At 73.3% G+C, this 21,250-nt stretch carries 19 protein-coding genes and 1 tRNA gene; 10 read left to right on the top strand and 10 right to left on the bottom strand.

The window, feature by feature from the left end; all coding sequences use genetic code 11:
- Positions 1-75 precede the first annotated feature (75 nt).
- Positions 76-152 (top strand) — tRNA-Thr (locus tag GTY56_RS39670).
- A 496-nt stretch (positions 153-648) separates the two neighbouring features.
- Here GTY56_RS39670 and GTY56_RS39665 read toward each other — a convergent pair.
- Positions 649-3,150 (bottom strand): FtsX-like permease family protein, encoded by a 2,502-nt coding sequence (locus GTY56_RS39665; RefSeq protein WP_161370089.1) that lies wholly within the window; start codon positions 3,148-3,150, stop codon positions 649-651.
- Positions 3,144-3,902, bottom strand: coding sequence for an ABC transporter ATP-binding protein (locus GTY56_RS39660; RefSeq protein WP_161370088.1), 759 nt, complete (start codon positions 3,900-3,902; stop codon positions 3,144-3,146). The genes GTY56_RS39665 and GTY56_RS39660 overlap by 7 nt, the downstream gene beginning before the upstream one ends.
- Positions 3,903-4,248: 346 nt before the next feature.
- Here GTY56_RS39660 and GTY56_RS39655 point away from each other — a divergent pair, with 346 nt between their 5' ends.
- Positions 4,249-5,520, top strand: coding sequence for a sensor histidine kinase (locus GTY56_RS39655; RefSeq protein ID WP_161370087.1), 1,272 nt, complete (start codon positions 4,249-4,251; stop codon positions 5,518-5,520).
- A gap of 24 nt (positions 5,521-5,544) precedes the next feature.
- Complete coding sequence (locus GTY56_RS39650; protein WP_161370106.1) at positions 5,545-6,210, top strand: response regulator transcription factor; 666 nt, start codon at positions 5,545-5,547, stop codon at positions 6,208-6,210.
- A gap of 178 nt (positions 6,211-6,388) precedes the next feature.
- Here the strand turns inward: GTY56_RS39650 and GTY56_RS39645 are convergent, their stop codons facing one another.
- Positions 6,389-7,270, bottom strand: a complete 882-nt coding sequence (locus GTY56_RS39645) for a helix-turn-helix domain-containing protein (protein ID WP_161370086.1) — start codon at positions 7,268-7,270, stop codon at positions 6,389-6,391.
- Between the two features lie 218 nt (positions 7,271-7,488).
- Between GTY56_RS39645 and GTY56_RS39640 the strand changes: the two genes are divergently transcribed.
- The gene (locus tag GTY56_RS39640) at positions 7,489-8,382 is read left to right on the top strand and encodes a glycosyltransferase family 2 protein (RefSeq protein ID WP_161370085.1); all 894 of its coding nucleotides are present in this window, start codon (positions 7,489-7,491) and stop codon (positions 8,380-8,382) included.
- Between the two features lie 369 nt (positions 8,383-8,751).
- Complete coding sequence (locus tag GTY56_RS39635; RefSeq protein ID WP_161370105.1) at positions 8,752-11,811, top strand: AfsR/SARP family transcriptional regulator; 3,060 nt, start codon at positions 8,752-8,754, stop codon at positions 11,809-11,811.
- Here the strand turns inward: GTY56_RS39635 and GTY56_RS39630 are convergent.
- The gene (locus tag GTY56_RS39630; RefSeq protein WP_161370084.1) at positions 11,771-13,510 is read right to left on the bottom strand and encodes a bifunctional 3'-5' exonuclease/DNA polymerase; all 1,740 of its coding nucleotides are present in this window, start codon (positions 13,508-13,510) and stop codon (positions 11,771-11,773) included. The genes GTY56_RS39635 and GTY56_RS39630 overlap by 41 nt on opposite strands.
- Before the next feature lie 252 nt (positions 13,511-13,762).
- On the opposite strand from GTY56_RS39630, the gene GTY56_RS39625 reads away from it, so the two are divergent.
- The gene (locus tag GTY56_RS39625; RefSeq protein ID WP_161370083.1) at positions 13,763-14,836 is read left to right on the top strand and encodes an IS110 family RNA-guided transposase; all 1,074 of its coding nucleotides are present in this window, start codon (positions 13,763-13,765) and stop codon (positions 14,834-14,836) included.
- Here the strand turns inward: GTY56_RS39625 and GTY56_RS39620 are convergent.
- Complete coding sequence (locus GTY56_RS39620; protein WP_202511351.1) at positions 14,831-15,334, bottom strand: SMI1/KNR4 family protein; 504 nt, start codon at positions 15,332-15,334, stop codon at positions 14,831-14,833. The two genes, GTY56_RS39625 and GTY56_RS39620, sit on opposite strands and share 6 nt — an antisense overlap.
- 112 nt (positions 15,335-15,446) lie before the next feature.
- Positions 15,447-16,184: a Clp protease N-terminal domain-containing protein gene (locus GTY56_RS39615; RefSeq protein WP_161370081.1), complete on the bottom strand. Its 738-nt coding sequence runs from the start codon at positions 16,182-16,184 to the stop codon at positions 15,447-15,449.
- Positions 16,185-16,268: 84 nt separating this feature from the next.
- Here GTY56_RS39615 and GTY56_RS39610 point away from each other — a divergent pair, with 84 nt between their 5' ends.
- Complete coding sequence (locus GTY56_RS39610; protein WP_346345683.1) at positions 16,269-17,420, top strand: DUF2786 domain-containing protein; 1,152 nt, start codon at positions 16,269-16,271, stop codon at positions 17,418-17,420.
- Positions 17,421-17,467: 47 nt separating this feature from the next.
- On the opposite strand, the gene GTY56_RS39605 is transcribed toward GTY56_RS39610, so the two are convergent.
- The 4 genes from GTY56_RS39605 to rpmB form a co-directional block, all read right to left on the bottom strand.
- Positions 17,468-17,995: a DUF4232 domain-containing protein gene (locus GTY56_RS39605; RefSeq protein WP_161370079.1), complete on the bottom strand. Its 528-nt coding sequence runs from the start codon at positions 17,993-17,995 to the stop codon at positions 17,468-17,470.
- A gap of 393 nt (positions 17,996-18,388) precedes the next feature.
- Positions 18,389-18,895: a hypothetical protein gene (locus GTY56_RS39600; protein WP_346345682.1), complete on the bottom strand. Its 507-nt coding sequence runs from the start codon at positions 18,893-18,895 to the stop codon at positions 18,389-18,391.
- A 123-nt stretch (positions 18,896-19,018) separates the two neighbouring features.
- Positions 19,019-19,324 (bottom strand): 30S ribosomal protein S14, encoded by a 306-nt coding sequence (gene rpsN, locus GTY56_RS39595; protein WP_161370078.1) that lies wholly within the window; start codon positions 19,322-19,324, stop codon positions 19,019-19,021.
- Positions 19,324-19,560, bottom strand: a complete 237-nt coding sequence (rpmB, locus tag GTY56_RS39590; protein ID WP_033310249.1) for a 50S ribosomal protein L28 — start codon at positions 19,558-19,560, stop codon at positions 19,324-19,326. The genes rpsN and rpmB overlap by 1 nt, the downstream gene beginning before the upstream one ends.
- A gap of 65 nt (positions 19,561-19,625) precedes the next feature.
- Between rpmB and rpmG the strand changes: the two genes are divergently transcribed.
- Genes rpmG through GTY56_RS39575 form a run of 3 tightly spaced genes read left to right on the top strand, consistent with a single transcriptional unit; the run spans position 19,626 to position 21,248 of the window.
- Positions 19,626-19,790: a 50S ribosomal protein L33 gene (gene rpmG / locus GTY56_RS39585; RefSeq protein WP_033310252.1), complete on the top strand. Its 165-nt coding sequence runs from the start codon at positions 19,626-19,628 to the stop codon at positions 19,788-19,790.
- 2 nt (positions 19,791-19,792) lie between these two features.
- Positions 19,793-20,041: a type B 50S ribosomal protein L31 gene (locus GTY56_RS39580; RefSeq protein WP_033310254.1), complete on the top strand. Its 249-nt coding sequence runs from the start codon at positions 19,793-19,795 to the stop codon at positions 20,039-20,041.
- 4 nt (positions 20,042-20,045) lie between these two features.
- Entirely contained in the window at positions 20,046-21,248 is a 1,203-nt protein-coding gene (locus GTY56_RS39575) for a CobW family GTP-binding protein (RefSeq protein WP_161370077.1), read from the top strand.
- The last annotated feature ends 2 nt before the right edge of the window (positions 21,249-21,250 follow it).

The raw sequence follows: 21,250 nt of genomic DNA, 5'->3' as shown, positions 1-21,250 counted from the left end.
GGGCTGGTGCGGAGCACCCTTCGAAACTGTGTAGACTTACCGTCGTTGCTGATCGCACCATAGTGCGGACAGCGCGCCGCCTTAGCTCAGATGGCCAGAGCAACGCACTCGTAATGCGTAGGTCTCGGGTTCGAATCCCGAAGGCGGCTCCATCTAACCCCCCGGGTCATGCCTTTGACCCGGGGGTTTTTCTGTCCTTGCTGTCTGATCCGGGTGACCCGCGACGGCCTCCCTCGTTTTGCGTCATCGGCCGGCCTGGACGGCTTCCTGCGAAGCCCGCGTCTTGCTCGCCTTCACCTGGATGACGGTGACAACGGGGGCGACCGGAGTGAGGAAGGCGGCGGGAAGGCCGAGCGGGGTCACCGGCAGCCATTCCTGCGCGAGGCCGCCGAGCCCACCGCCCAGGGCTGCGTCCAGGAAGGCCGCGGAGGAGTTGAGGCCGAAGAGGACCGGAGCCGAGGCGGGAGCAAAGCTGACCAGCCGCCGAGTCGTGGACCATGGCCAAGACGGGCCTGTCGGTGTTCATCGGCCGCTCGGCTGACGGCTCCCTGGAGGCGTCCTGGAGTACGCGGTCTCGCTGTGCGACGCGGCGACCGTGGTGCGGGTGCGGGTGCGGGAGCAGTTCACCGGCCCGCGCGTCCGGCGGGACTACTCGCGCATGCCCGCCAGCTCCACCGGCCGGGTGCGCAGGGCGAACGACGCGGGCAGGGTGGCCGCGAGGACCGCGAGGAAGGCGCTCGCGGCGATCACCGCACCCACCGTGGGCCAGGGCACCACGATCGCGGAGCGCACGTCGAGCAGGCCGAGGGCGGTGCGGACGCCGAGCAGGTTCACCGCCGAGACGGCCGCGCCGAGCACCGCGCCGACCACCACGACCATCACCGACTCGACGGCGACCAGGCGCAGCACCTGGGTCTTCGTCGCGCCCGTCAGGCGCAGCGCGGCGAGGTCGCGGACCCGGTCCGTGGTGGCCATGACCAGCGTGTTGGCCAGCGCGATGCCCGTGTAGACCAGGGCGATGGCGAGGATCATCAGCAGGCCGAGCCGGGTGGACTCGCTGGAGCGCGGGTAGTGCTCGTCGATCCACTGCCCGGCGCCGAGCACCTCGACGCCGCTCGCCTCGCCCGCGGCGCGCAACCGCCGGTCGACGGCGGCCCGGTCCGCGCCGGCGGCGACCTTCACGTCGACGCGGTCGACGCCCGCGCCGGCGGCGTTGCGGGCCGTGAGGTACACGCCGTTGTCGCCGGTGCCGATCCCGAGGACCGCGGCGATCCTGAGGTCCACCTTGCGGCCGTCGCCCAGCCAGACGGGCACCCGGTCGCCGACGCGGGTGGTCAGCCATTCCTCGTTGACGACGATGCTGTCGTCGTCGAGGTCGGCCAGTTCTCCTGCGACGACGGGGAGTTCGGACACCGCGGACAGCTCCGTGCCGCTGTCGACGGCGCGGGCCTCGGAGCGGACGAGGGCGGTGCCCTCCTCCAGGACGGTCACCCCGGTCGAGCGGGACGTGCTGACCGTGACGCCGGGGACGTCACGGGCCGCCCGGACGAACCCGGCGGGCAGCGCCCGGCCGGCGTCGCCCGACGAGACCACGTAGTCGGCGCGCGTCTGGGTGCGGGCCTCGGAGGCCTTGGCCTCGTTGATGGTGGCGGTCGTGCCCATCAGGGAGCAGGCGAGCGCCACCGTGATGATGACCGGCGCGGCCACGGCCGCCGTCCGGCGCACCCCCGCCGCCGCGTTCTCCCGCGCCAGCATGCCCACGGCGCCCGGCAGCCGGGCGGGCAGCCAGGTCAGCAGCCGGGTCAGCGGCCGCACCAGCAGCGGCGCGAGCAGCGCCGTCGCCACGATGAGCAGCATCGGCTGGGTGATGTACGTCTTGCGCTTCAGCACGTCGCCGGGGTTGTCCACCAGCGCCGTGACGAGCAGGCCGAGGCCGGTGAGCAGCACGGCGGCGGCCACCAGGAGGCGGCTGACCGGCATGGTGCCGCTGTCGACGGCGGACTCCCGCAGCGCCGCCGTCGGGCCGGTCCGGCCCGCGCGGATGGACGCGACGACGACGCCGCACAGGGCCACGGTCAGGCCGGTCCAGAAGGCGACATGGAGCGGCCAGGTCTGCTCACCGATCCGGAACCACGTCGGGGCGAGGCCCTCTCCCGACATCCACGAGGCGAGCCGCGGCGCGGCCCACCGGCCCAGCCGGCACCCCGCACCCGATGCGAGCACCCCGATCACCAGGGCCTCGGCGTAGACCAAGCGCCGCACTTGACCGGGTGTCGCGCCCGCCATCCGCAGCAGTCCGAACTCCCGCCTGCGCTGCGCCACCGCGAAGGTGAACGTCGAGGCGACCACGAACACCGACACGAACGCGGTGATGCCGGCCGCCGTGCCGAGCAGGGCGTTCACGGAGACCAGGGCCTGCTCGTCGCGGTCCGGGTCGGGGTCGGCGCGCCGCCGGTCGTCGCCGGCGAGGACGGTCATGCCCGAGCCGGTGCCGAGCGCCGCGCGGACGGCGGCCGGGTCGGCGTCCACCGTCACCCGGTCGATGCGCGGGGAGAGGCGTGCGGCCTCGGCGGCGGTGAAGAACACCGCCGACTCGAAGCCGGCCGCGGGTACCGTGCCGACCACGGTGCGGGTGCCGGCGCCCTCGGGCGTGACGACCTGGATCCGGTCCCCGGCGCGCACCGGCGCGCCGGGCCCGGTCGTGACGACGACTTCGCCGGGCGACGTGGGGGCGCGTCCGGAGGTGAGACGGTACGGCGTGGCCGCCGCGATGGCCCACGAGTGGCCCACGAGTGCGGTGTCCGCGCCGGTCAGCCGGTCCGCGTCCGGCACCGAGACGGGGAACGTACGGTCCTCGGTGACGGGGCCCACCGTGGCCAGCCCGGCGGCCAGCTTCTCCGGAACCGCACGGGGGTTGGTCAGCGCCGACGTCCGCACCCCGATCGGGGTTTCGGCCTTCACCTCGTCCGTGCCCTGCACCACGACCCGCGCCTCCGCGAAGCGTTCGGTGCCCCGCTTCGGCGCGTCGAACGTCGCCGCGAGCGCGAGGCCCGTGGTGGCGATGAGGCCGACCCCGAGTGCGAGCGCGACGAACGAACCGACGAACGTGACCCAGCGGGTGCGCATCCCGCGCAGCGCGAGACTCAGCACGACGCCACCGCCGTGGCCTTCGACGGGACGGCGCTCATGGCGGTCATCCGCTGGGCGACCTGCTCCGCCGTCGGCGTGTACAGCTCGCCCTGGACCGTGCCGTCGGCGAGGAAGAGCACCCGGTCCGCGGAGGAGGCGGCGACCGGGTCGTGCGTCACCATGATCACCGTCTGGCCGCGGTCGACCATCGTCCGCAGCAGCTTCAGCACCTCGCGGCTCGTGGAGGAGTCCAGGGCGCCCGTCGGCTCGTCGCCGAACAGCACCTCCGGCTTGGTGACCAGGGCGCGGGCGAGCGCCACGCGCTGCTGCTGGCCGCCCGACATCTCGCTGGGCCGGTGCCCGGCGCGCTCGCGCAGGCCGACCTGCTCCAGGACGTTCAGGACTTCGGACCGCCTGGGGCGGCGGCCCGCGAGCCGCAGCGGCAGTCCGACGTTCTGCTCGGCGGTCAGCGCGGGCAGCAGGTTGAAGGCCTGGAAGACGAACCCGATGCGCCGTCGGCGCAGCAGCGTCAGCTTCTTCTCACTCAGCCGGGTCAGATCGGTCTCCCCGAGGAAGACCTGGCCCCCGGTCGGCCGGTCGAGCCCCGCCGTGCACTGCAACAGGGTCGACTTGCCGGAGCCCGAAGGGCCCATCACGGCGGTGAAGGTACCCCGCGGGATGTCGAGGCTGACCTGGTCGAGGGCGGTGACCGCGTTGTCGCCTGTCCCGTAGGACCGGGTCACGGAGCGGAGCCGGACGGCTGCTTGATTCATGGTGTCCACTCAACCGGGCCCGCTCGACGGTGACATCGCAGCGGGACGGAGTCTTGGGGGTGGAGGTAGCTCCACCCTCCTGTGCACGATGGCTGCACCGGCACGGAAATGCAGAGCGTCAGCAGCGTCAGCCACACGGGCACAGCCGCCAACTGGCCCTGGGCCCAGCCCATTTCGGGCATCTCGCAGTGCCGTCCCCCCCCCGTCGTCCGGGGCCTTGCAGCAGACCGCGCGGGGGCGCCCGGCACATCGCAGCCAGGTCCAGTCCTGCCCGGTAGCCGTGCCCACCCCGATGGTGGAGCTAGCTGGGTGGTCCGGGCCGGAAAGGTCTCATAACGTGCGGCGCATGCACCCCCCGACGATCTGGACCCGGCTCCACCTGCGCCGCTACGTACGCAGCGGCTGGCCGTGGCGCGCCGCGCTGTACCTGCTCAGCAGTGTGGTCCTCGGCGTGGTCACCCTGCTCGCACTCGTGCTGCTCGCCGTGGCGGGCAGCGTGCTCACCGTGGTCGTCGTCGGCCTCCCGCTGCTGCTCGTCCTCGTCCTCACCGGGGTGCCGCTGGCCTCGGTCGAGCGCAGCCGGCTGCGTCTGATCGACAGCGAGCCGCTCGCCGATCCGCACCGCGAACCCGACCGCACCGGTCTCACCGCCTGGCTGCGCACCCGGCTCCAGGAACGCGCCACCTGGCGCGAGCTCGGCTACGCGGTGCTCTTCGGCTTCCTGCTGTGGCCCCTCGAAGCGCTGGTCGTGGGCTCGGTCCTGCTCGTGTGCGGCGGGCTGCTCGCGACGCCGGTGATGCTGGCGGTCGACGGCGAGGAGGCGCGGGTGCTCAAGATGTGGATCGTGGACAGCCGGCCCGGGGCGCTCGCGGCGGCGCTCGCCGGGCTGCTGCTGATGCCCGTCTTCGCCTACCCGCTCGGGGCGATCGCCGCGGGCCGGGCCGCCCTGACCCGCTTCCTGCTGGCCTCGCCGACCGGCGAACTGAACTCGAAGATCAAGGAGCTGGGGCGCTCCCGGGTCCGTCTCGTGGACGCCTTCGAGACGGAGCGGCGCCGCATCGAGCGCGATCTGCACGACGGAGCGCAGCAGCGGCTCGTCGCCCTGTCCATGACGCTGGGCCTGGCCCGCCTCGACGCGGCGGACGGCCCGCTCGGCCCGCTGCTCGCCAAGGCGCAGGAGGAGGCGGCCACCGCCCTCGTCGAGATCAGGGAGCTGATCCGCGGCATCCATCCCCAGGTCCTCACCGACCGGGGCCTGGTGGCGGCCGTGGAGGATCTCGCGGACCGGTCGGCGATCCCCGTCGACGTGGACCTCGACCTGCCGGTCCGGCCGCCGGAGGCGATCGAGACGGCCGTGTACTTCGCGGTCAGCGAGGCCCTCGCCAACGTCGCCAAGCACAGCGGCGCGAGCCGGGCCGTGGTGCGGGGCGGCCTGGAGAACGGGCAGCTGACCGTGGAGGTCGAGGACGACGGTCTCGGGGGCGCGGACACCGGGCGGGGGACGGGTCTCCAGGGCGTCGCCGATCGCGTCTCGGTCCTCGACGGCCGCCTGCTGGTGTCCAGTCCGGTCGGCGGGCCCACCGTGTTCCGCCTGCTGGTACCCTGCTCAACCCCCTGAGACGACCGCATGATTGAGGAACTGATGCTGCGCATCGTGCTGGCCGAGGACAGCGTCCTGCTCCGCGAAGGACTCGTCGGCCTCATGGAGCGCTTCGGGCACCAGGTGGTCGCAGCGGTGGGTTCCGCGGACGAGCTCACCGACGCGGTCGCCGCACACGAACCCGACATCGTGGTGACCGACGTACGGATGCCGCCCGGCTTCTCCGACGAGGGTCTGCGTGCCGCGATCGCCCTGCGCCGTCGCCGGCCCGGACTGCCGATCCTGGTCCTCAGCCAGTACATCCAGCGGTCCTACGCCGAGGACCTGCTCGACTCCTCCGACGGCACGGGCGTTGGCTACCTCCTGAAGGAACGGATCGGCCACGTCGAGGAGTTCGTCGACGCGGTGCACCGGGTCGCGGAGGGCGGCACGGTCGTCGACCCCGAGGTGGTGCGCCAGCTGATCAGGCACCGGCGCGACCCGCTGGCCCGGCTCACCGCGCGGGAGCAGGAGGTGCTCGCGCTGATGGCGGAGGGCAAGTCCAACGCGTCGATCGCCGCGGCCATGGTGGTGAGCGAGGGCACCGTCAGCAAGCACTTCGGCTCCATCCTCACCAAGCTCGACCTCTCCCTCGACGACACGACCAACCGCAGGGTCCTCGCGGTCCTCGCCTACCTGCGCGGCCGCCCCGGGGTGGAAACGGCCTAGACAGCCGGGCCCACACGACCGTCCGAACCGCCCAGTCCGGGCTGGTCCGGCGGGGCACGGATCGCCTGTGCCGCCGGAGCCGTCCGGGTCCCTGGGTCGCCGGGGTCGGGCCGGGGGGCGGCCGGCGCTCCGCCGCACCCCGGGCCGGACGGCAGCCGGCCCGGGACGGGCGTGTGGCTCAGCTGCTGGTCTCCCGCTCCACCGGGAGCCACAGTTCGGCGTCCGCCTCCGTGCCGTCGGCGGACAGGCGGGTGCGGAGGATCTCCGGGCCGGGGCGGGTGCGGTAGGGGGTGGAGGGGAACCACTCGGTGAACACGTCGCGCCAGAGTTCCTGGATGGCCCGGGGAGCCGGGCCCGACGTGGTGAAGACCGCCCAGGTGCCGGGCGGGACCGGCAGGCCGGTGGTGCCTTCGGGGGCCGCGGACGGGGCCGGGGCCGCGGTGATCACGGCGTGGTAGTAGTCGAGTTCCGTGCCCTCGGCCCGGCTCGGGTCCAGGTCGTCGCAGACCGCGACGAGGCCCTGCGGTTCCTGGTCGGACAGCTTCTCCAGCCGGTCCACCGCGGACGGGTCGAGGCCGCGGACGAAATCGATGATCGCCTGGTTCGGGCCGGAGTGGATCAGAGGGATCCGGGTCCTGAAGCCCGTGACGGTGAAGGCCGGGCGGTCGACGACGCGATAGTGCATGCTGCTGTTCCCTTCGACGGTGAGGCGGAAGGCCAACCGGGGCTGGGAGACGAGCACGGCACCGGTGCGCCGGGCCTCGCCCGGACCCACGCCGTGCATCGTGCGGAACGCCCGCGCGAACGCCTCGCCGGAGCCGTAGCCGTAGCGGACCGCAATCTCCAGGAGCGTCGCGTCCCCCGCCAGCACCTCCGCGCCCGCGACCGTCAGCCGGCGGCGTCGGACGTACTCCGACAGGGGCATGCCGGCCAGGGCGGAGAACATGCGGCGCAGGTGGTACTCCGAGGTGCACGCCGTACGCGCCAGGTCCGCCACGTCGACGGTGTCGGCGAGGTTCCGTTCGATCCGGTCCATCACCTGGTTGAGCCGGTCCAGCACGTCCGGTCTCCTTCCTTCTCGGTGCTCTCACGCTAGGCAGCGCGGGCCCCGCCGCACCCGACATCCTGTGCCCGCTCCGGTCGGGTGCCGCCCGGACCGGCCTGCGCTGAACGGCGTAGGCGAACCGCCGTCCGGCAGGCGTCCGTGAAGGGTCCTCACCGTGAACGGCTAGCATCGCCGGTCAGTGCGTCAGCTGCCGACCGGGACGAGGTGAGGACATGGGGGCGCCCCGGATCGCCGTCGCCGTGGTGACGATGGGCAACCGGCCCGCAGAGGTCGACGCCCTGCTGGAGTCCGTGGCCAAGCAGGACGTGCCGCCCGAGCGGATCGTCGTCGTCGGCAACGGCTGCCCGCTGCCCGACTTCGCCCGGCGGCTGTCGCTGCCCGGCGAGGTCACCGCCGTCGAGCTCGACGAGAACCTCGGCTGCCCCGGCGGGCGCAACGCGGCCCTCGCCCGGCTGCGGGAGTTCGGCGACATCGACGTCGTGGTGGACCTGGACGACGACGGTCTGCTCGTGGACGCCGATGTGCTGCGCCGCGTACGGGATCTGTACGCCGCCGACGAGCGGCTCGGCATCGTCGGCTTCCGCATCGCCGACGAGCTCGGCGAGACGCAGCAGCGGCACGTGCCCCGCGTCGGCAACTCGGACCCCCTCCGGGGCGGTTACGTCACCGGCTTCCTCGGTGGCGGGCACGCCCTGCGGATGGCGATGCTCGACGAGATCGGCGACTGGCCCGCCGAGTTCTTCTTCGCGCACGAGGAGACCGACCTCGCATGGCGCGCGGCGGACGCCGGCTGGCGGATCCTGTACGCGCCGGAGCTGCTGCTCCGGCATCCGAAGACCTCGCCCGCCCGGCACGCCATCTACTACCGGGTGAACGCCCGCAACCGGGTCTGGCTGGCCCGCCGCCGGCTGCCGCTCGCGCTCGTCCCCGTCCACCTGGCGGTGTGGGTGCTGCTCACCCTCGCCCGGAACCGGTCGGGCGCAGGGCTGCGCGCGTGGTTCGGCGGATTCGTGGAAGGTGTACGGGAGCCGGCGGGGGAGCGGCGGCCCATGCGGTGGCGGACGGTGTGGCGGCTCACCCGGCTGGGGCGGCCGCCCGTCATCTGACGCCGGCCGGCAAGGCCGGCAGGGCGCCGGAGAGATGGAGGGGGCCCCGGCCGTTCACCTCCGCCGACCGGGACCCGGACCCGGCCGCGGCGGCGACACTCCCCCGAGTTGCGCGTCCAGACGCGCGCACCGCCGGGCCAGATCCGATGTAGTGATCACATCAGGCTTTGCCAACCGATCGCTAACATGTCGCCAACGGTTCGCCGTTGCGTCGTCCGCCGGTCGGCCGGAAGTCGCCGGGCCGGAGCCGACGACGGCCGGGGCGGCGGCGGATTCCGGCGGAGCAGGCGAAGATCAAGGTGGCGGAAATCAGCCGCCCGGGGGTGGGAGCTCGTCAGGGCGGGGTGCACGGGGGGTAGTGGCGTGACGATGCGGTTCGGGCTCCTGGGGCCGCCGGTGCTGTTCTACGACGCCCAGGGCGTGGCCCGGGGCACGGCCCGGGCGATCGCAGGCCCCAAGTCCCGCGTGCTGCTGACCGCGTTGCTCCTCGACGCCGGGCGGGTCGTCTCCGTCGAGTCGCTCAAGGACGCGCTGTGGGGCGAGGCGGCGCCCGTGTCCGCCCAGGCCTCCCTGCACAACCACATCGCCCGGTTGCGACGGCTGCTCGACGATCCGGAACGGCTGCGTACCGTGCCCTTCGGGTACGTGCTGCGGATCGACGAGGGCGAGCTGGACGTCCACCTCTTCGACGCCCACGTCGCCGAGGCGCGTGCCGCGCACACCGGCCGGGACTGGGAGCGGGTCGTGCGCGTGTGCACGGACGCGCTCGCCCTGTGGCGGGGTGCGCCGCTCGCCGGACTGCCGCCCGAGGTGGGCGGGTACGCCTTCGCGCAGCGGCTGAGCGAGGCCCGGCTGCTGCTCCTGGAGTGGCGCTGTGACGCCGAGTTGGCGCTGGGCGGTCCGCGCCTGCACGAACTGGCGCCGGAGTTGGCGGTGCTGACCGGTGAGTATCCGCTGCGGGAGGTGTTTCACCGGCAGTTGATGCTCGCCCTGCACCGGACCGGCCGTCAGGCCGAGGCCCTGGCCGTCCACCGCGACCTGCGCACCCGCCTCGTCGGCCAGCTCGGCATCGAGCCGGGTCCGGGGGTGCGGGAGGCGCATGTCGAGGTGCTGCGGGGGGCCACGGGGGGCGGTGGCGCGGGACAGCGGCGTGAACCGGACCAGCCGGTGCCCTCCCCTGCCCAACTGCCGCCTCCCGTCACCCCCTTCATCGGCCGCGCTCCCCTGCGCGAGTCCCTGCGCCGGGCGCTCACGGCTCCCGGCCCGCACCCCACCGCCGTCATCAGCGGCATGGCCGGCGTCGGCAAGAGCGCGCTCGCCCTGCACGTCGCACATCAGCTGGCGGAACGTTTCCCCGATGGGCAGATCCACTTCGACCTGCACGGCGCCACGCCGGGCATGCCCCCGCTCACCGCTGCTCAGGCGGTCAACGCCCTGCTGCGCGACCTCGGTATCGAACCCTGCCGTATCCCGGAAGAGCCGGACGCCGCGGCCGCGTTGCTGCGCTCGCTGCTCGCGCCGACGCGCACGCTCCTGGTGCTGGACAACGCCGCGAGTGCCGCGCAGGTACGGCCGCTCCTGCCGGGGGGTGCCGGGTGCGGGGTGATCGTCACCAGCCGCTCGCCGCTGACCGCCCTCGACGGCGCGGCCAGGTTCCCGCTCGCCCCGCTGTCGGACGAGGAGAGCGCCGAACTCCTGCGCAGGGCTTCGGGCCGCGACGGCTTGGACGGTACGGACGCCGCCCGGCTCCTCGTCGAGCTCACGGGCAGGCTCCCGCTGGCCCTGCGGATCGTCGCCGCCCGCCTCGCCGCCCGTCCGGCCCTGACCCCCGACGCCTTGGCGGGGCAACTCGCCGCTGCGGGCAGCCGCTTGCACCACCTGGAGTACGACGACCTGAGCGTCCGCCGCTCCCTGGCCGTCGCGCACGACGCCCTCGCCGCCTCCGAGCGGGAGACCGACCGGGACGCGGCCCGCACCCTGTCCCGCATCGGCGCGCTCGACCTGCCCGCCTACGGCGCCCCCCTGCTCGCCCGCCTCAGCGGCACCGGCGAACCCCGCACCGAGGCCGCCCTGGAACGCCTCCTCGACGTGGCCCTGCTGGAGGAGTCGGCGTACGGCCGCTACACACCGCACGACCTGGTGCGCGACTTCGCCCGTGAACGGGCCGGAGGGCAGGACACCGCCGACGCCGACGCCGACGCCGACGCCGACGCCGACACCGTCGGCACGGCGCTGCACTGGTACGCGGCCGTCGCCGAACGCGTCCTCGCCGCGATCGTGCCACCCGGCCTCGACCTGGACGACCGCCGCCGGGCCACCCCGTCCCAGCCGAACGGCCACCCGGCCCACGTCGGCACCGTCGCCCCCTTCGCGGGGCCCGGGGAGGCCTTCGCCTGGGGGGACAGGGAGCTGGAGAACATCGTCACCCTGGTCGAGCGGTACGCCGACGACCCGTCCGGGCAGCGCGCGGGGCTGGTCTGCACGCTCGTCCGGCTGATCTTCCCCTACACGCACCACCGCGGGCGTGTCGCCGAGATGGAGGTGCTCGGACAGGCCGGCCTCCGGGTGGCCCGGCGGCTCGCAGACGCGGAGGCGGAGGCCTGCGCGCTGGCCGACCTCGCCGGGTCGCACATCCTGACCGGCCGGCACAACGACGCCCTCGCGCTCAACGACCGGGCACTCGCCCTCTGGCGGCGGCTGGACCGTCCCTCCTGGATCCGCCGCTGCCTCGACAACCGCGGTCTGCTGCTGGACGGGCTCGGCCGACGCGGCGAGGCGGGTGAGGCACTGGCGCGGAGCCTGCACTACGCACGGCAGCTGAACGACCCGTACGGCGAGGCCGTCACCCGCAGCCACCTGGGCAACCTCGTCGAGCACACCGACCCGCGGGCCGCCATCGAGCAGCACCGGCGTTCGCTCGCCCTCGGGGACGAGATCGGCGCCGTGATCGTGCGGCACTCCGCGCACTGCAACATCGGGTACGCGCATCTGCGGCTCGGCCGGCCGGCCGCCGCCCTGCCGCACTTCGAGGAGAGTCTGCGCATCCTCGGCGGCCACGGCGACTGGCACGGTGAGTCCCGGACCCGGCTCGGTCTGGTCCGTGCCCTGCGTCTGCTGGGCCGCAGCGGGCGGGCCGCCCGTGAGTGCGCCGAGCTGCTGGGGCGGGCCGACGCCCGCGCCGACCGCTACACCGGCGGTCTCGCCCGCCACCAGCAGGGGCTGCTGCTGCGGGAGCGGGGGCACATCGGCGCCGCGCGCGAGGCGTGGGACTCGGCTCTCGCGGCCCTGGAAGGAACGGACGAGCAGACGGTCGTCGCAGAGCTACGCGCGTTGCTCACCCCCGCCGACCGGTCACCCCGCGGCCTCGACGACACCCCGCCCGGTCCGGCTACTTGGCGTCCGCGTAGCACTCCACCACCGCCGTCGTGAACGGGAACCGCACGGGCGTCTCCCCGAAGGTCAGCCGTCCGGCCAGGGCCGCCGCCTCGCGGATCGCCGCCACGACCGTCTCCGTCTCCTCCTCGGGGCAGTGCACGATCACCTCGTCGTGCTGGAAGAAGACCAGCTCGGCCGCCAGCCCCGCGCAGGCCCTGCGCAGCGCGGCGAGCAGCAGCAACGCCCAGTCGGCGGCGCTGCCCTGGACGACGAAGTTGCGGGCGAAGCGGCCGCGGGCGCGGGCGTTCGTGGACGCGTAGCCGGGCACCCACTGCCCGCCGTCCGGCTGGTCGTCCTCCCCGGAGCCGGAGCCGGAGCCGGAGCCGGAACCGGAACCTGAGCCGACGGCGGCCGTGGGGATGCCGGCCTCCTCCGTCGCGTCGTCCGTGCCCCGGGCCGCGGGCGGGCAGGTCCGGCCGAGCCAGGTCCGCACGAGCCGGCCCTCCTCACCGGCCCGGGCCGCGTCGTCGACGTAGGCCACCGCCCTGGGGAAGCGGCGTCTGAGCGCGGCGAGGTTCTTCAGGCCGTCCCCGGAGGTCTGGCCGTAGACCGCGCCGAGCACGGCCAGTTTGGCCTGCGAGCGGTCGCCGGAGAAGGCGCGGTCGGAGACGGACTGGTACAGGTCGGTCTCCCGGCCGGCCACCTCCATCAGGCCGGGGTCGCGGGAGATCGCCGCGAGGACGCGCGGCTCCATCTGGTCGGCGTCGGCGACGACGAGCCGCCAGCCGGGGTCGGCGACCACGGCCCGCCGGATCACCTTGGGGATCTGGAGCCCGCCCCCGCCGTTGGTGACCCAGCGCCCCGTGACCGTCCCGCCCGCGAGGAACTCGGGTCTGAAGCGGCCCTCGCGCACCCAGTCCTGGAGCCAGGACCAGCCGTGGGCCACCCAGATGCGGTACAGCTTCTTGTACTCGACGAGGGGCTTCACGGCGGGGTGGTCGACGGTCTCGATCTCCCAGCGGCGGGTCGAGGAGACCTTGATCCCGGCCTGGGCGAAGGCCTTGACCACGTCGGCGGGCAGGTCGGGGCGGACCCGGCGGCCGAACGCGGCGGACACCTCGTCGGCCAGCTCGGCCAGGCGGCGGGGCTCGCCGCCGCCCGCGTACCGCTCGCCCAGCAGGTCGTGCAGCAGGACGCGGTGCACCTCGGCGCTCCAGGGCAGCCCGGCGCGGTTCATCTCGGCGGCCACCAGCATGCCCGCCGACTCGGCGGCCGTCAGCAGCCGCATCCGGTCGGGGTGCTCGGCCCGTTCGTGCCGCCTGTGCTGCTCGGCGTAGACGGCGAGGAGGTCCGCCAGGGGCAGGTGGACGCCCTGCGGCTCGAACAGCGAGGACTGCGAGCCCGGTTCGGCGGCGCGCTGCGGGGGATCGGGCGGTACGGGGCCGCCGCGCAGCCGGGCCAGGGCGGCCGCGGCCGAGCGGGGTTCCCCGTAGTGCCCCTCGTGGCCCAGGAGGAGGGTCTCGGCGGCTTCGATGTCGTAGCACCGCTCGGCTCGCACCCCGGCGGCGAGCAGGCGGGGGTAGACCTCGGCGGTGGACCGCCACACCCACCGCGTGACGCCGGGACGGCTCCGGACGGCCTCGGCGGCATCCGCCTCCCGGCGCACCGGGCCGGAGGGCAGCCCGTCCGGACCGAGGGGGGCGACGTCCACGCCACCGTCCTCGGCCGGAGCGAGCGCCCACCGGTCGGCCATGTCGCGAGTGTGACAGGGGGGTCTGACAGTGAGGATGGAGGCGGCATCGCTCGGGGGTCTGACTCCGGGTCTGACTGGCGCTTCGGCTGCCTGTGCGTTGAATCGTCGGCCCCCGAGGGATGCCACCGCGTGTGCTCGCGGGTGTCCGTGACCTCATAGGAGCTTGGCCACCAGCCTCTTCACTGTCTTGTCCGTCTGCCCGGGCAGCATGCGCTGTTCGCAGCCTCAGAGGGAAGGACGGCAGAGCCGAGGATGACAGCGCCCGAGATAGCGGTGATCGGCGGAATCGACACCCATACGGACGTCCACCAGGCCGCAGTGATCGACTCGGTCGGCCGTCACTTGGACACGCAGTCCTTCGCAACGAACTCGGCCGGATACGAGCAATTGCTGGCCTGGCTCCACTCCCAGGGCGAGGTCATCGCGGTCGGGATGGAGGGCACCGGAGCCTACGGCGCCGAACTCGCCCGGTTCCTGACCGCGAACGGCGTCACGGTCGTGGAGGTCGACCGCCCGGACCGCAGGGCCAGGCGGGCTCACGGCAAGTCCGATCCGATCGACGCCTACGCGGCGGCCACCGCGGTCCTGTCCGGCCGGGCGAGCGGAACTCCGAAGAGCCGGGACGGGATCGTGGAAGCGATCCGTGCTCTGCGCGTGGTCCGCAAGAGCGCGGTCAAGGCCAGGACGCGGACCATCAACCAGATCCGCGCTCAGATGGTCATCGCTCCCTCCGCCCTGCGAGACAAGCTGCGTGGACTGCCCACCGGCCTGTTGATCGACACACTCGCCCGGACCCGGCCGGTCGGTGATCTCGCGGATCCGGACTGCGCGGACAAGACGGCACTTCGCCGCCTGGCCCGCCGCTACCAGACCCTTCAGCAGGAGATCAAAGAGGCCGACGCGGACCTCGCTCCCCTGGTGGCCCGGGCGGCACCCAGTCTCGTCGCCCTGCCCGGAGTGGGGACGGAGACGGCCGGCCAACTGCTGATCACCGCAGGAGACAACCCCGACCGGCTCAGATCCGAAGCGTCCTTCGCCCACCTCTGCGCCGCGGCCCCGGTCCCGGCCTCGTCGGGCCGCACCAACCGCCACCGCATCAACCGCGGCGGAGACCGACATGCCAACAGTGCCCTCTACACCATCGTCCTGGTCCGCATGCGGCACGACGAACGGACACGGAACTACGTGGCCCGACGCACTGCCGAGGGCATGTCCAGCAAGGACATCATGCGGTGTCTCAAGAGGATCGTCGCCCGCGAGATCTACAGGCACCTCGTGAGCACCAGCACCCTGAACACGACAGGCTCGGCCAGAGCTGGATCATGACGCCGACCGGTCACCGTCCGAGTCGTCGGAATCGAGCGAGGTGGCCGCGACCAGACCCTCGACGAACGCCTGGAAGTCCGCGGCCAGCGGGAGTTCCGTGCCGTCGTCCACGTCGAACCACGTCACGGACGGCTCCCCATGCTTCCCGCACCCCCGATAGTCGAGAGCGATCCAGCAGTGACCATCACCGGACAACAGAACCAGAGGAGACGGAAGGCCCCACTCCTCGACCAGATACGCAGTGTCCAGCAAGGACGACTGGCCGTCGCGATGGCCGATGCCCATCATGTCGTCGAGCGGAACGTGATTCTCGCTCCATGACGTCGGCACTTCGGTCGGGAACGCGTTCCACAGCTCCGCCACGAGGCCACCGTTCTGGACCCGCAGCAGCTCCAGCAACGAAGCCGGCAGACGGACGCCGAGCCGACGCTCGGCGTCCTGAACGACCGCGTCGGTCAACGGAGGCTGAACCCCGTACCGGCCCTCGCCCCAGAACATCGCCTTGACCTCATCAAACCGCGTCACGAACGCATCCTATGGAGCCCGCCCACGGGCTTGACGATCTATAGGAGCTTCAACGCCCCTCGGCCCGCCTGCGCGGAAGGCCTCGTCAGGTCTGGTCCGTCTCCTGCTGTGCCTGCATGATCTTCTCCAGCACCGCCCCGATGTACTGCTCGGCCCGCTCCTTGTCGATGCCGAGGCCGCTGAGGACGCCCTCGCCGTTCTCGTGCTCCAGCAGGGCGAGCAGGATGTGCTCCGTGCCGATGTAGTTGTGGCCGAGGCGCAGGGCCTCGCGGAAGGTGAGCTCCAGGACCTTCTTGGCCGCCTGGCCGTACGGCACGAGCTCGGGGACCTCGTCGAGGGCGGGCGGAAGAGCCGCCGTCGCCGCCTCGCGGACCGCGTCGAGCGGGACGCCCTGCTTGATGATCGCCTTCGCGGCGAGGCCGTCCGGCTCGGCCAGCAGGCCGAGGACGAGGTGCTCGGGCAGGCCCTCGGCGTTGCCGGCGGCCTTGGAGGCGTTGTGCGCGGCCATCACCGTGTTGCGGGCGCGGGGCGTGTACCGGTCGAAGCCCTGGCTCGGGTCGAGGTCGTTCGACTCCTTCGGCACGAACCGCTTCTGCGCGGCCTGCCGGGTGACGCCCATGCTCTTGCCGATGTCCGTCCAGGACGCGCCGGACCGCCGGGCCTGGTCGACGAAGTGGCCGATCAGGTGGTCGGCGACGTCGCCCAGGTGGTCCGCGGCGATCACCGCGTCCTGGAGCTGGTCCAGCGGCTCGGGGTGGACCTTCTTGATGGCCGCGATGAGGTCGTCGAGACGGATGGATGACGTGGTCTCGGGGTTCGTCATGTGTCAACCGTAGGTTGCGCTCCGATGGCTGTCAACCGTAGGTTGACACCTGGGCCGGGAGGGGAGGCATGGCACCATCGGCCCGTGAGTACGTCCAGCACCGTCGATCGCGCGTTCGCATCGGCCCTCTATGAGACCGGCGAGACGGCCCTGGACGCCGGCGCGTCCCTGCTCGCCTCCGACCCGGCGGCCGACGCGGAACTCGCCCGGCGCGGGCACGAGTTCGTGGCCGGGGCGTGGCGGCGCGGCTGGCAGCCGGCCGATGTCGTGCGGATCGTGCGGCGCGAGCTGGACGACGTGCACGTGCTGCTGGCGGCCGCGCTGATCCGCGCACAGGTCCCCGCCGACGGCCCCCGCGGCCGCCGTTGGAACGCCCAGCTCGCGGAACTCCCCGACGACGCCCCGCCCCGCACCGACCGCTTCTCGCACGCCACCGCCGTACTGGAGCTGTACCGCCTGCTGCTGCGGCTGCCGGCGCTGGAGGCCCTCGACGAGGCGCCCGGGCAGGCACCACGAGGGGCGGGGACCGAGTCCCGCATGCTCACCCGTATCCGCGCGCTGCTCGCCAAGGCGGAGGCCACCGGGTTCCCGGAGGAGGCCGAGGCGCTCAGCGCCAAGGCGCAGGAGCTGATGGCCCGGCACAGCGTCGACGAGGCGCTGCTCGCGGCGCGGGCGCCGTCGCCGGACGTGCCCGGGGCCTGCCGGATCGGGGTCGAGCCGCCGTACGAGCAGGCCAAGGCGGTGCTGCTGGACGCGATCGCCGACGCCAACCACTGCCGGGCGGTCTGGAACGAGCCCCTCGGCTTCTCCACCGTCGTCGGCTTCGAAACCGACCTGGAGGCGGTCGAACTCCTCTACACCTCGCTCCTCGTGCAGGCCACGACCGCGATGACCAAGGCGGAGGCGGCGCTGGGGGTGCCCCCTGCTCGAGCGCAGCCGGGAGCTCGGGGGAGGGCGGGCGGCCGCAAGCGCACCAAAACGTTCCGGCAATCCTTCCTCGCGGCCTACGCCCACCGCGTCGGCACCCGGCTGGCAGCCGCCACCGAGAACCAGGTGACCGACGATCTGCTGCCGGTCCTCGCCTCCCGCGAGGTTGCCGTGACAGGGCGGCTGGACCGGATGTTCCCGGAGACGACCACGACCCGGCTGCGCGGGGTGCGCGACGCGGCGGGCTGGACGGAGGGCACGCGGGCGGCGGACCGGGCCCAGGTCCGGCACCGGCCGCCGCTGCGCTGATCCCCGCTGCGCTGATCCCCGCTGCGCTGATCCCCGCCCCGCTCCCGTCAGTCGCCCGAGGTCTCGAAGCCGCTCACCGAGGCCTGCGGTCCGTTCTTCCGGGCGACCTCGCCATACGTCCACTCCAGCTCGTGCGCGGTGGTGGTGTCGCCGGGCAGGGTGAAGGACGCCTTGTGCACGTCGAGGCTCTCCGCGGAGCCCGCCTCGCCCCGGACGTAGGTGATCGTGAAGGACGTGGTGCCGCCCTCCGCGAGGGTCAGCGACTGGGCCTTCGCGCCCTCGTCCGGGGAAACGGACGTCGTGCCGTCCTCGAAGTGCAGGTCGACGCCGGGGAAGCCCTTCAGCGCGCACTGCGCACCCTTGTTGGTGAGCGTGACGGTGACGGTGCCGGTGTCCCCGGCGGCCGGGGCGGCGCCCGCACCGACCTCCACGCCCATGTCGCCGAGCGCGCACGCCGAACCGCTCTTGCGGTCCGCGTTCTTGACGTCGTCACCACCGGTCTTGTCGTCGTCGCAGCCGGTCAGCAGGAGCGTCGTGGCGAGGGCGGCTGCCAGGGCGAAGGGGAAGGTGCGCATGGGGTCCTCTGGGCGTGTCGTACGGAAGCGGCTTCAAGCCTCTGGATCATCACGCACCCGGGTCCCGCAGGGGCACGCACCCCCTGCGATTCCCCCGAACGCCGGACGCCCACACGCCCTCACCGCACTTCCGGCACAGGCCGGTTGCGAAGCGCCGCACCTGCGGTCGGACGCGCAGGGCTTGGCCGCCTCTCCCCGCCGGCCCTCACCGAACCCCGATCCACCCCTGATGCCCGGGGTCTGCCGGTCGGGCGGGGGCGTCGGTTGCCGGGGGATCGCACGGCCCGTTCCTCCGGCCGCGCCCCGCTGACCTCCGGCTCCAGCCAGACCCCCGACCGCCGGACGGGCCACGCTCCCCCTGGGGATCCGTGACCCGTCCGTGCGGAGCCGGTGTCAGCCGAGGCCCGCCGTCGGGAAGCCCGTGGGGAGCTTGCCGCCCTCGGCCTTCGTGTAGGTCTCCGCGCCGATCCCGCCCTCCCAGGTGACCTTCAGGCTGGTCTTGTTCACGGAGTCGACCATGCCGGTCGCCCGGTCCTTGGAGCCGTCCGTGCACTTCAGGCGGATCATCCGCATCCCGGACTCCTCGCCCGCCGTGCCGCTGCACACGCTCCCGCCCGTGGCGAACAGCGCGGCCTGCTTGCCGGTGATCACCAGCGCCACGGCCTTGCCACCGGTCGTCGCGAGCCAGCTGCCCGCCAGCTCACCGCCGGCCGACCCGCCGGAGCCGGATCCGGAGCCCCCGCCCGTCGCCGCGGACGCCGAGTCCGAAGGGGACGGACTGGACGCCGAGTCGTCCCCCGAGCCGCCGTCACTGCTGCACGCGCTGAGCACGAGCACGCCCGCCAGTCCCGCGGCCGCCGCCGCGACGCGCACGGCGCCGGAGCGACGCGAGAAGATCACCGAAGTCACTGCAAGCCCCCAAGCTGTAGCCGGCCGACCGGCCCGGACGGCACCGGCCGGCCTCCTGGCCGGAACGATCGCAGCAAGCTACCAGGGCCCGTCAAGGGCTTCCTTGAACACCTCTTACCAGGACGACTTGCGCACCCCGGGCAGATACCCCGCGTGCGCCTGCTCCCGCAGACTCACCCGGGACAGCCCGAACGCCCGGAAGTAGCCGCGCGGCCGGCCGTCCACCTGGTCGCGGTTGCGCACCCGCGTGGCGCTCGCGTCCCGCGGCTGCCTGCGCAGCTCCGCCCGGGCGGCGAGCCGTTCGGCCTCCGTCGACGACGGCCTGCGGATGATCTCCTTCAGTTCGGCCCTCCGGGCGGCGTACCGCGCGACGACCTCCTGCCGCTTGTCGTTCTTCGCGATCTTGCTCTTCTTGGCCATCAGATCCTCACTCCCCGGGCGCGGATCCGGGCGACGGCCGCCTCGATCCCGATCGTGTCGACGGTCTTGATCCCCTTGGTGCTGAGCCGGAGCCGGACGTAGCGGCCCTCGCTCGGCAGCCAGTAGCGCTTGGACTGGATGTTGGGGTCGAACCGGCGTGACGTGCGCCGGTGCGAGTGCGAGATGCGGTTGCCGAAGCCCGGCTGTGCGCCGGTCAGCATGCAGTGCGCGGACATGGGTGGTGACGTACCTCTCTGTCTCAGGTGATGTAAATGGAATTCATTTTCAGTAGTATAGCGGCATGGCACGCAACGAACTCCGGCCGGTCATCAAGCTCCGGTCCACCGCCGGGACCGGCTTCACCTACGTGACCCGCAAGAACCGCCGCAACGACCCGGACCGACTGACCCTGCGCAAGTTCGATCCGGTCGCCGGCCGCCACGTCGAATTCCGAGAGGAGCGCTGACCATGCGCGAGGGAATCCACCCGGCGTACGGCCCCGTCGTCTTCCGTGACCGTGCCGCGAACTACGCCTTCCTCACCCGCTCGACGATGACGAGTGAGAAGACCATCGAGTGGGAGGACGGCCGGACCTACCCGGTCGTGGACGTCGAGATCTCCGACGTCAGCCACCCCTTCTACACCGGCACGGCCCGCGTCCTGGACACCGCGGGCCGCGTGGAGCGCTTCGAGCGCCGGTACGGAAAGAAGGGCTGACCCCATGGCTGTCCCTCCTGGGCTCCCCGTCGTCATCGTCGGCGGGCTGCACGCCGACGCCCGCCGGGCGGCCGTCGCGCGGCTGCTCGCCGACGTGCCCGGCAGCGTCGTCCTGCACCACGACCTCGCGACGGCCGCAGCGGGCACGGTCGTACGGACCATCAGGGACGCCTCCGGCATCCTCGACGCGGGGGAGGCGCCGCTCGTCAACGACTGCGCCTGCTGTGCCCTGCGCGAGGACCTGGTCCCGGAGCTGGAGCGGCTCCGGGACACCGGCGGCACCCGGCTCGCCGTCGTCGAACTGTGGGACTCCGTCGAGCCCAAGGCCATGGCCGAGGTCGTCACGGCCGGCGGTCTCACCGTCACCGGCGTGATCACCGCCGTCGACCCCGCCCTGGTCCTGCCCTACCTCGGCAACGGCGACGACCTGGCCGACGGCGGTCTCGCCGCCGCGGCCACCGACCAGCGCACGGTCGCCGACACCTTCGCGCGCCAGCTGGAGTACGCCCCCGTGCTGGCCGTCGCCGAGTCCCCGGAGGCCGACGAGGAGGACCGCGAGCTGCTCGCGCAGCTGCACCCGACGGCACGCCAGGTGTGCATCGGGCAGGACGACCCGGCCGAACCGAACGGCGACGACCTGATGGTGCCGACCCCGCGGCGGAGTCCGCTCTCCCCCCTGGCCCAGGCCGCCCTGGCCGGCTTCGACGTCGAGGCGGCCGCCGCCGCACAGCACCCGGCCTGTGCCCTGCTCCCCGCCGAGGCCGACGCGCACGGCGTCTCCACCCTGGTGTGGAGCAGGCGGCGCCCCTTCCATCCGGAGCGGCTCTACGCCGCCCTGGAGGACCTGACCTGTGCGGCCGCCCGCAGCCGGGGCCGGTTCTGGCTCGCCGACAAGCCCGACACGCTGTTCCACTGGGACGCGGCGGGCGGGGCCCTGTGCGTGGAGAGCACGGGCCCGTGGCTGGCCTCCCTGCCGGACGCGGCCTGGGACATGGTCCCGCCGGTGCGCCGGGCCGCCGCCGCGCTGGACTGGCACCCCGAGCACGGTGACCGCTGCCAGCACCTCGTCTTCACCTCGCCCGGCCTCGACCGGGACGGCCTGGAGCGGCTGCTGGAGTCCTGCCTGCTGACCGACGCCGAGTACGCGGCCGGGCCCGACGCCTGGCAGCGGCTGCCGCACGCCTTCGACACCCTCCTGGAGGTCTGACC

This window comes from Streptomyces sp. SID5643, from assembly GCF_009872555.1.
In the GTDB taxonomy this organism is placed as follows: domain Bacteria; phylum Actinomycetota; class Actinomycetes; order Streptomycetales; family Streptomycetaceae; genus Streptomyces; species Streptomyces iakyrus.
Note: the sequence above shows the minus strand (reverse complement) of the source record. Positions and strands in the feature narration are given on the sequence as shown.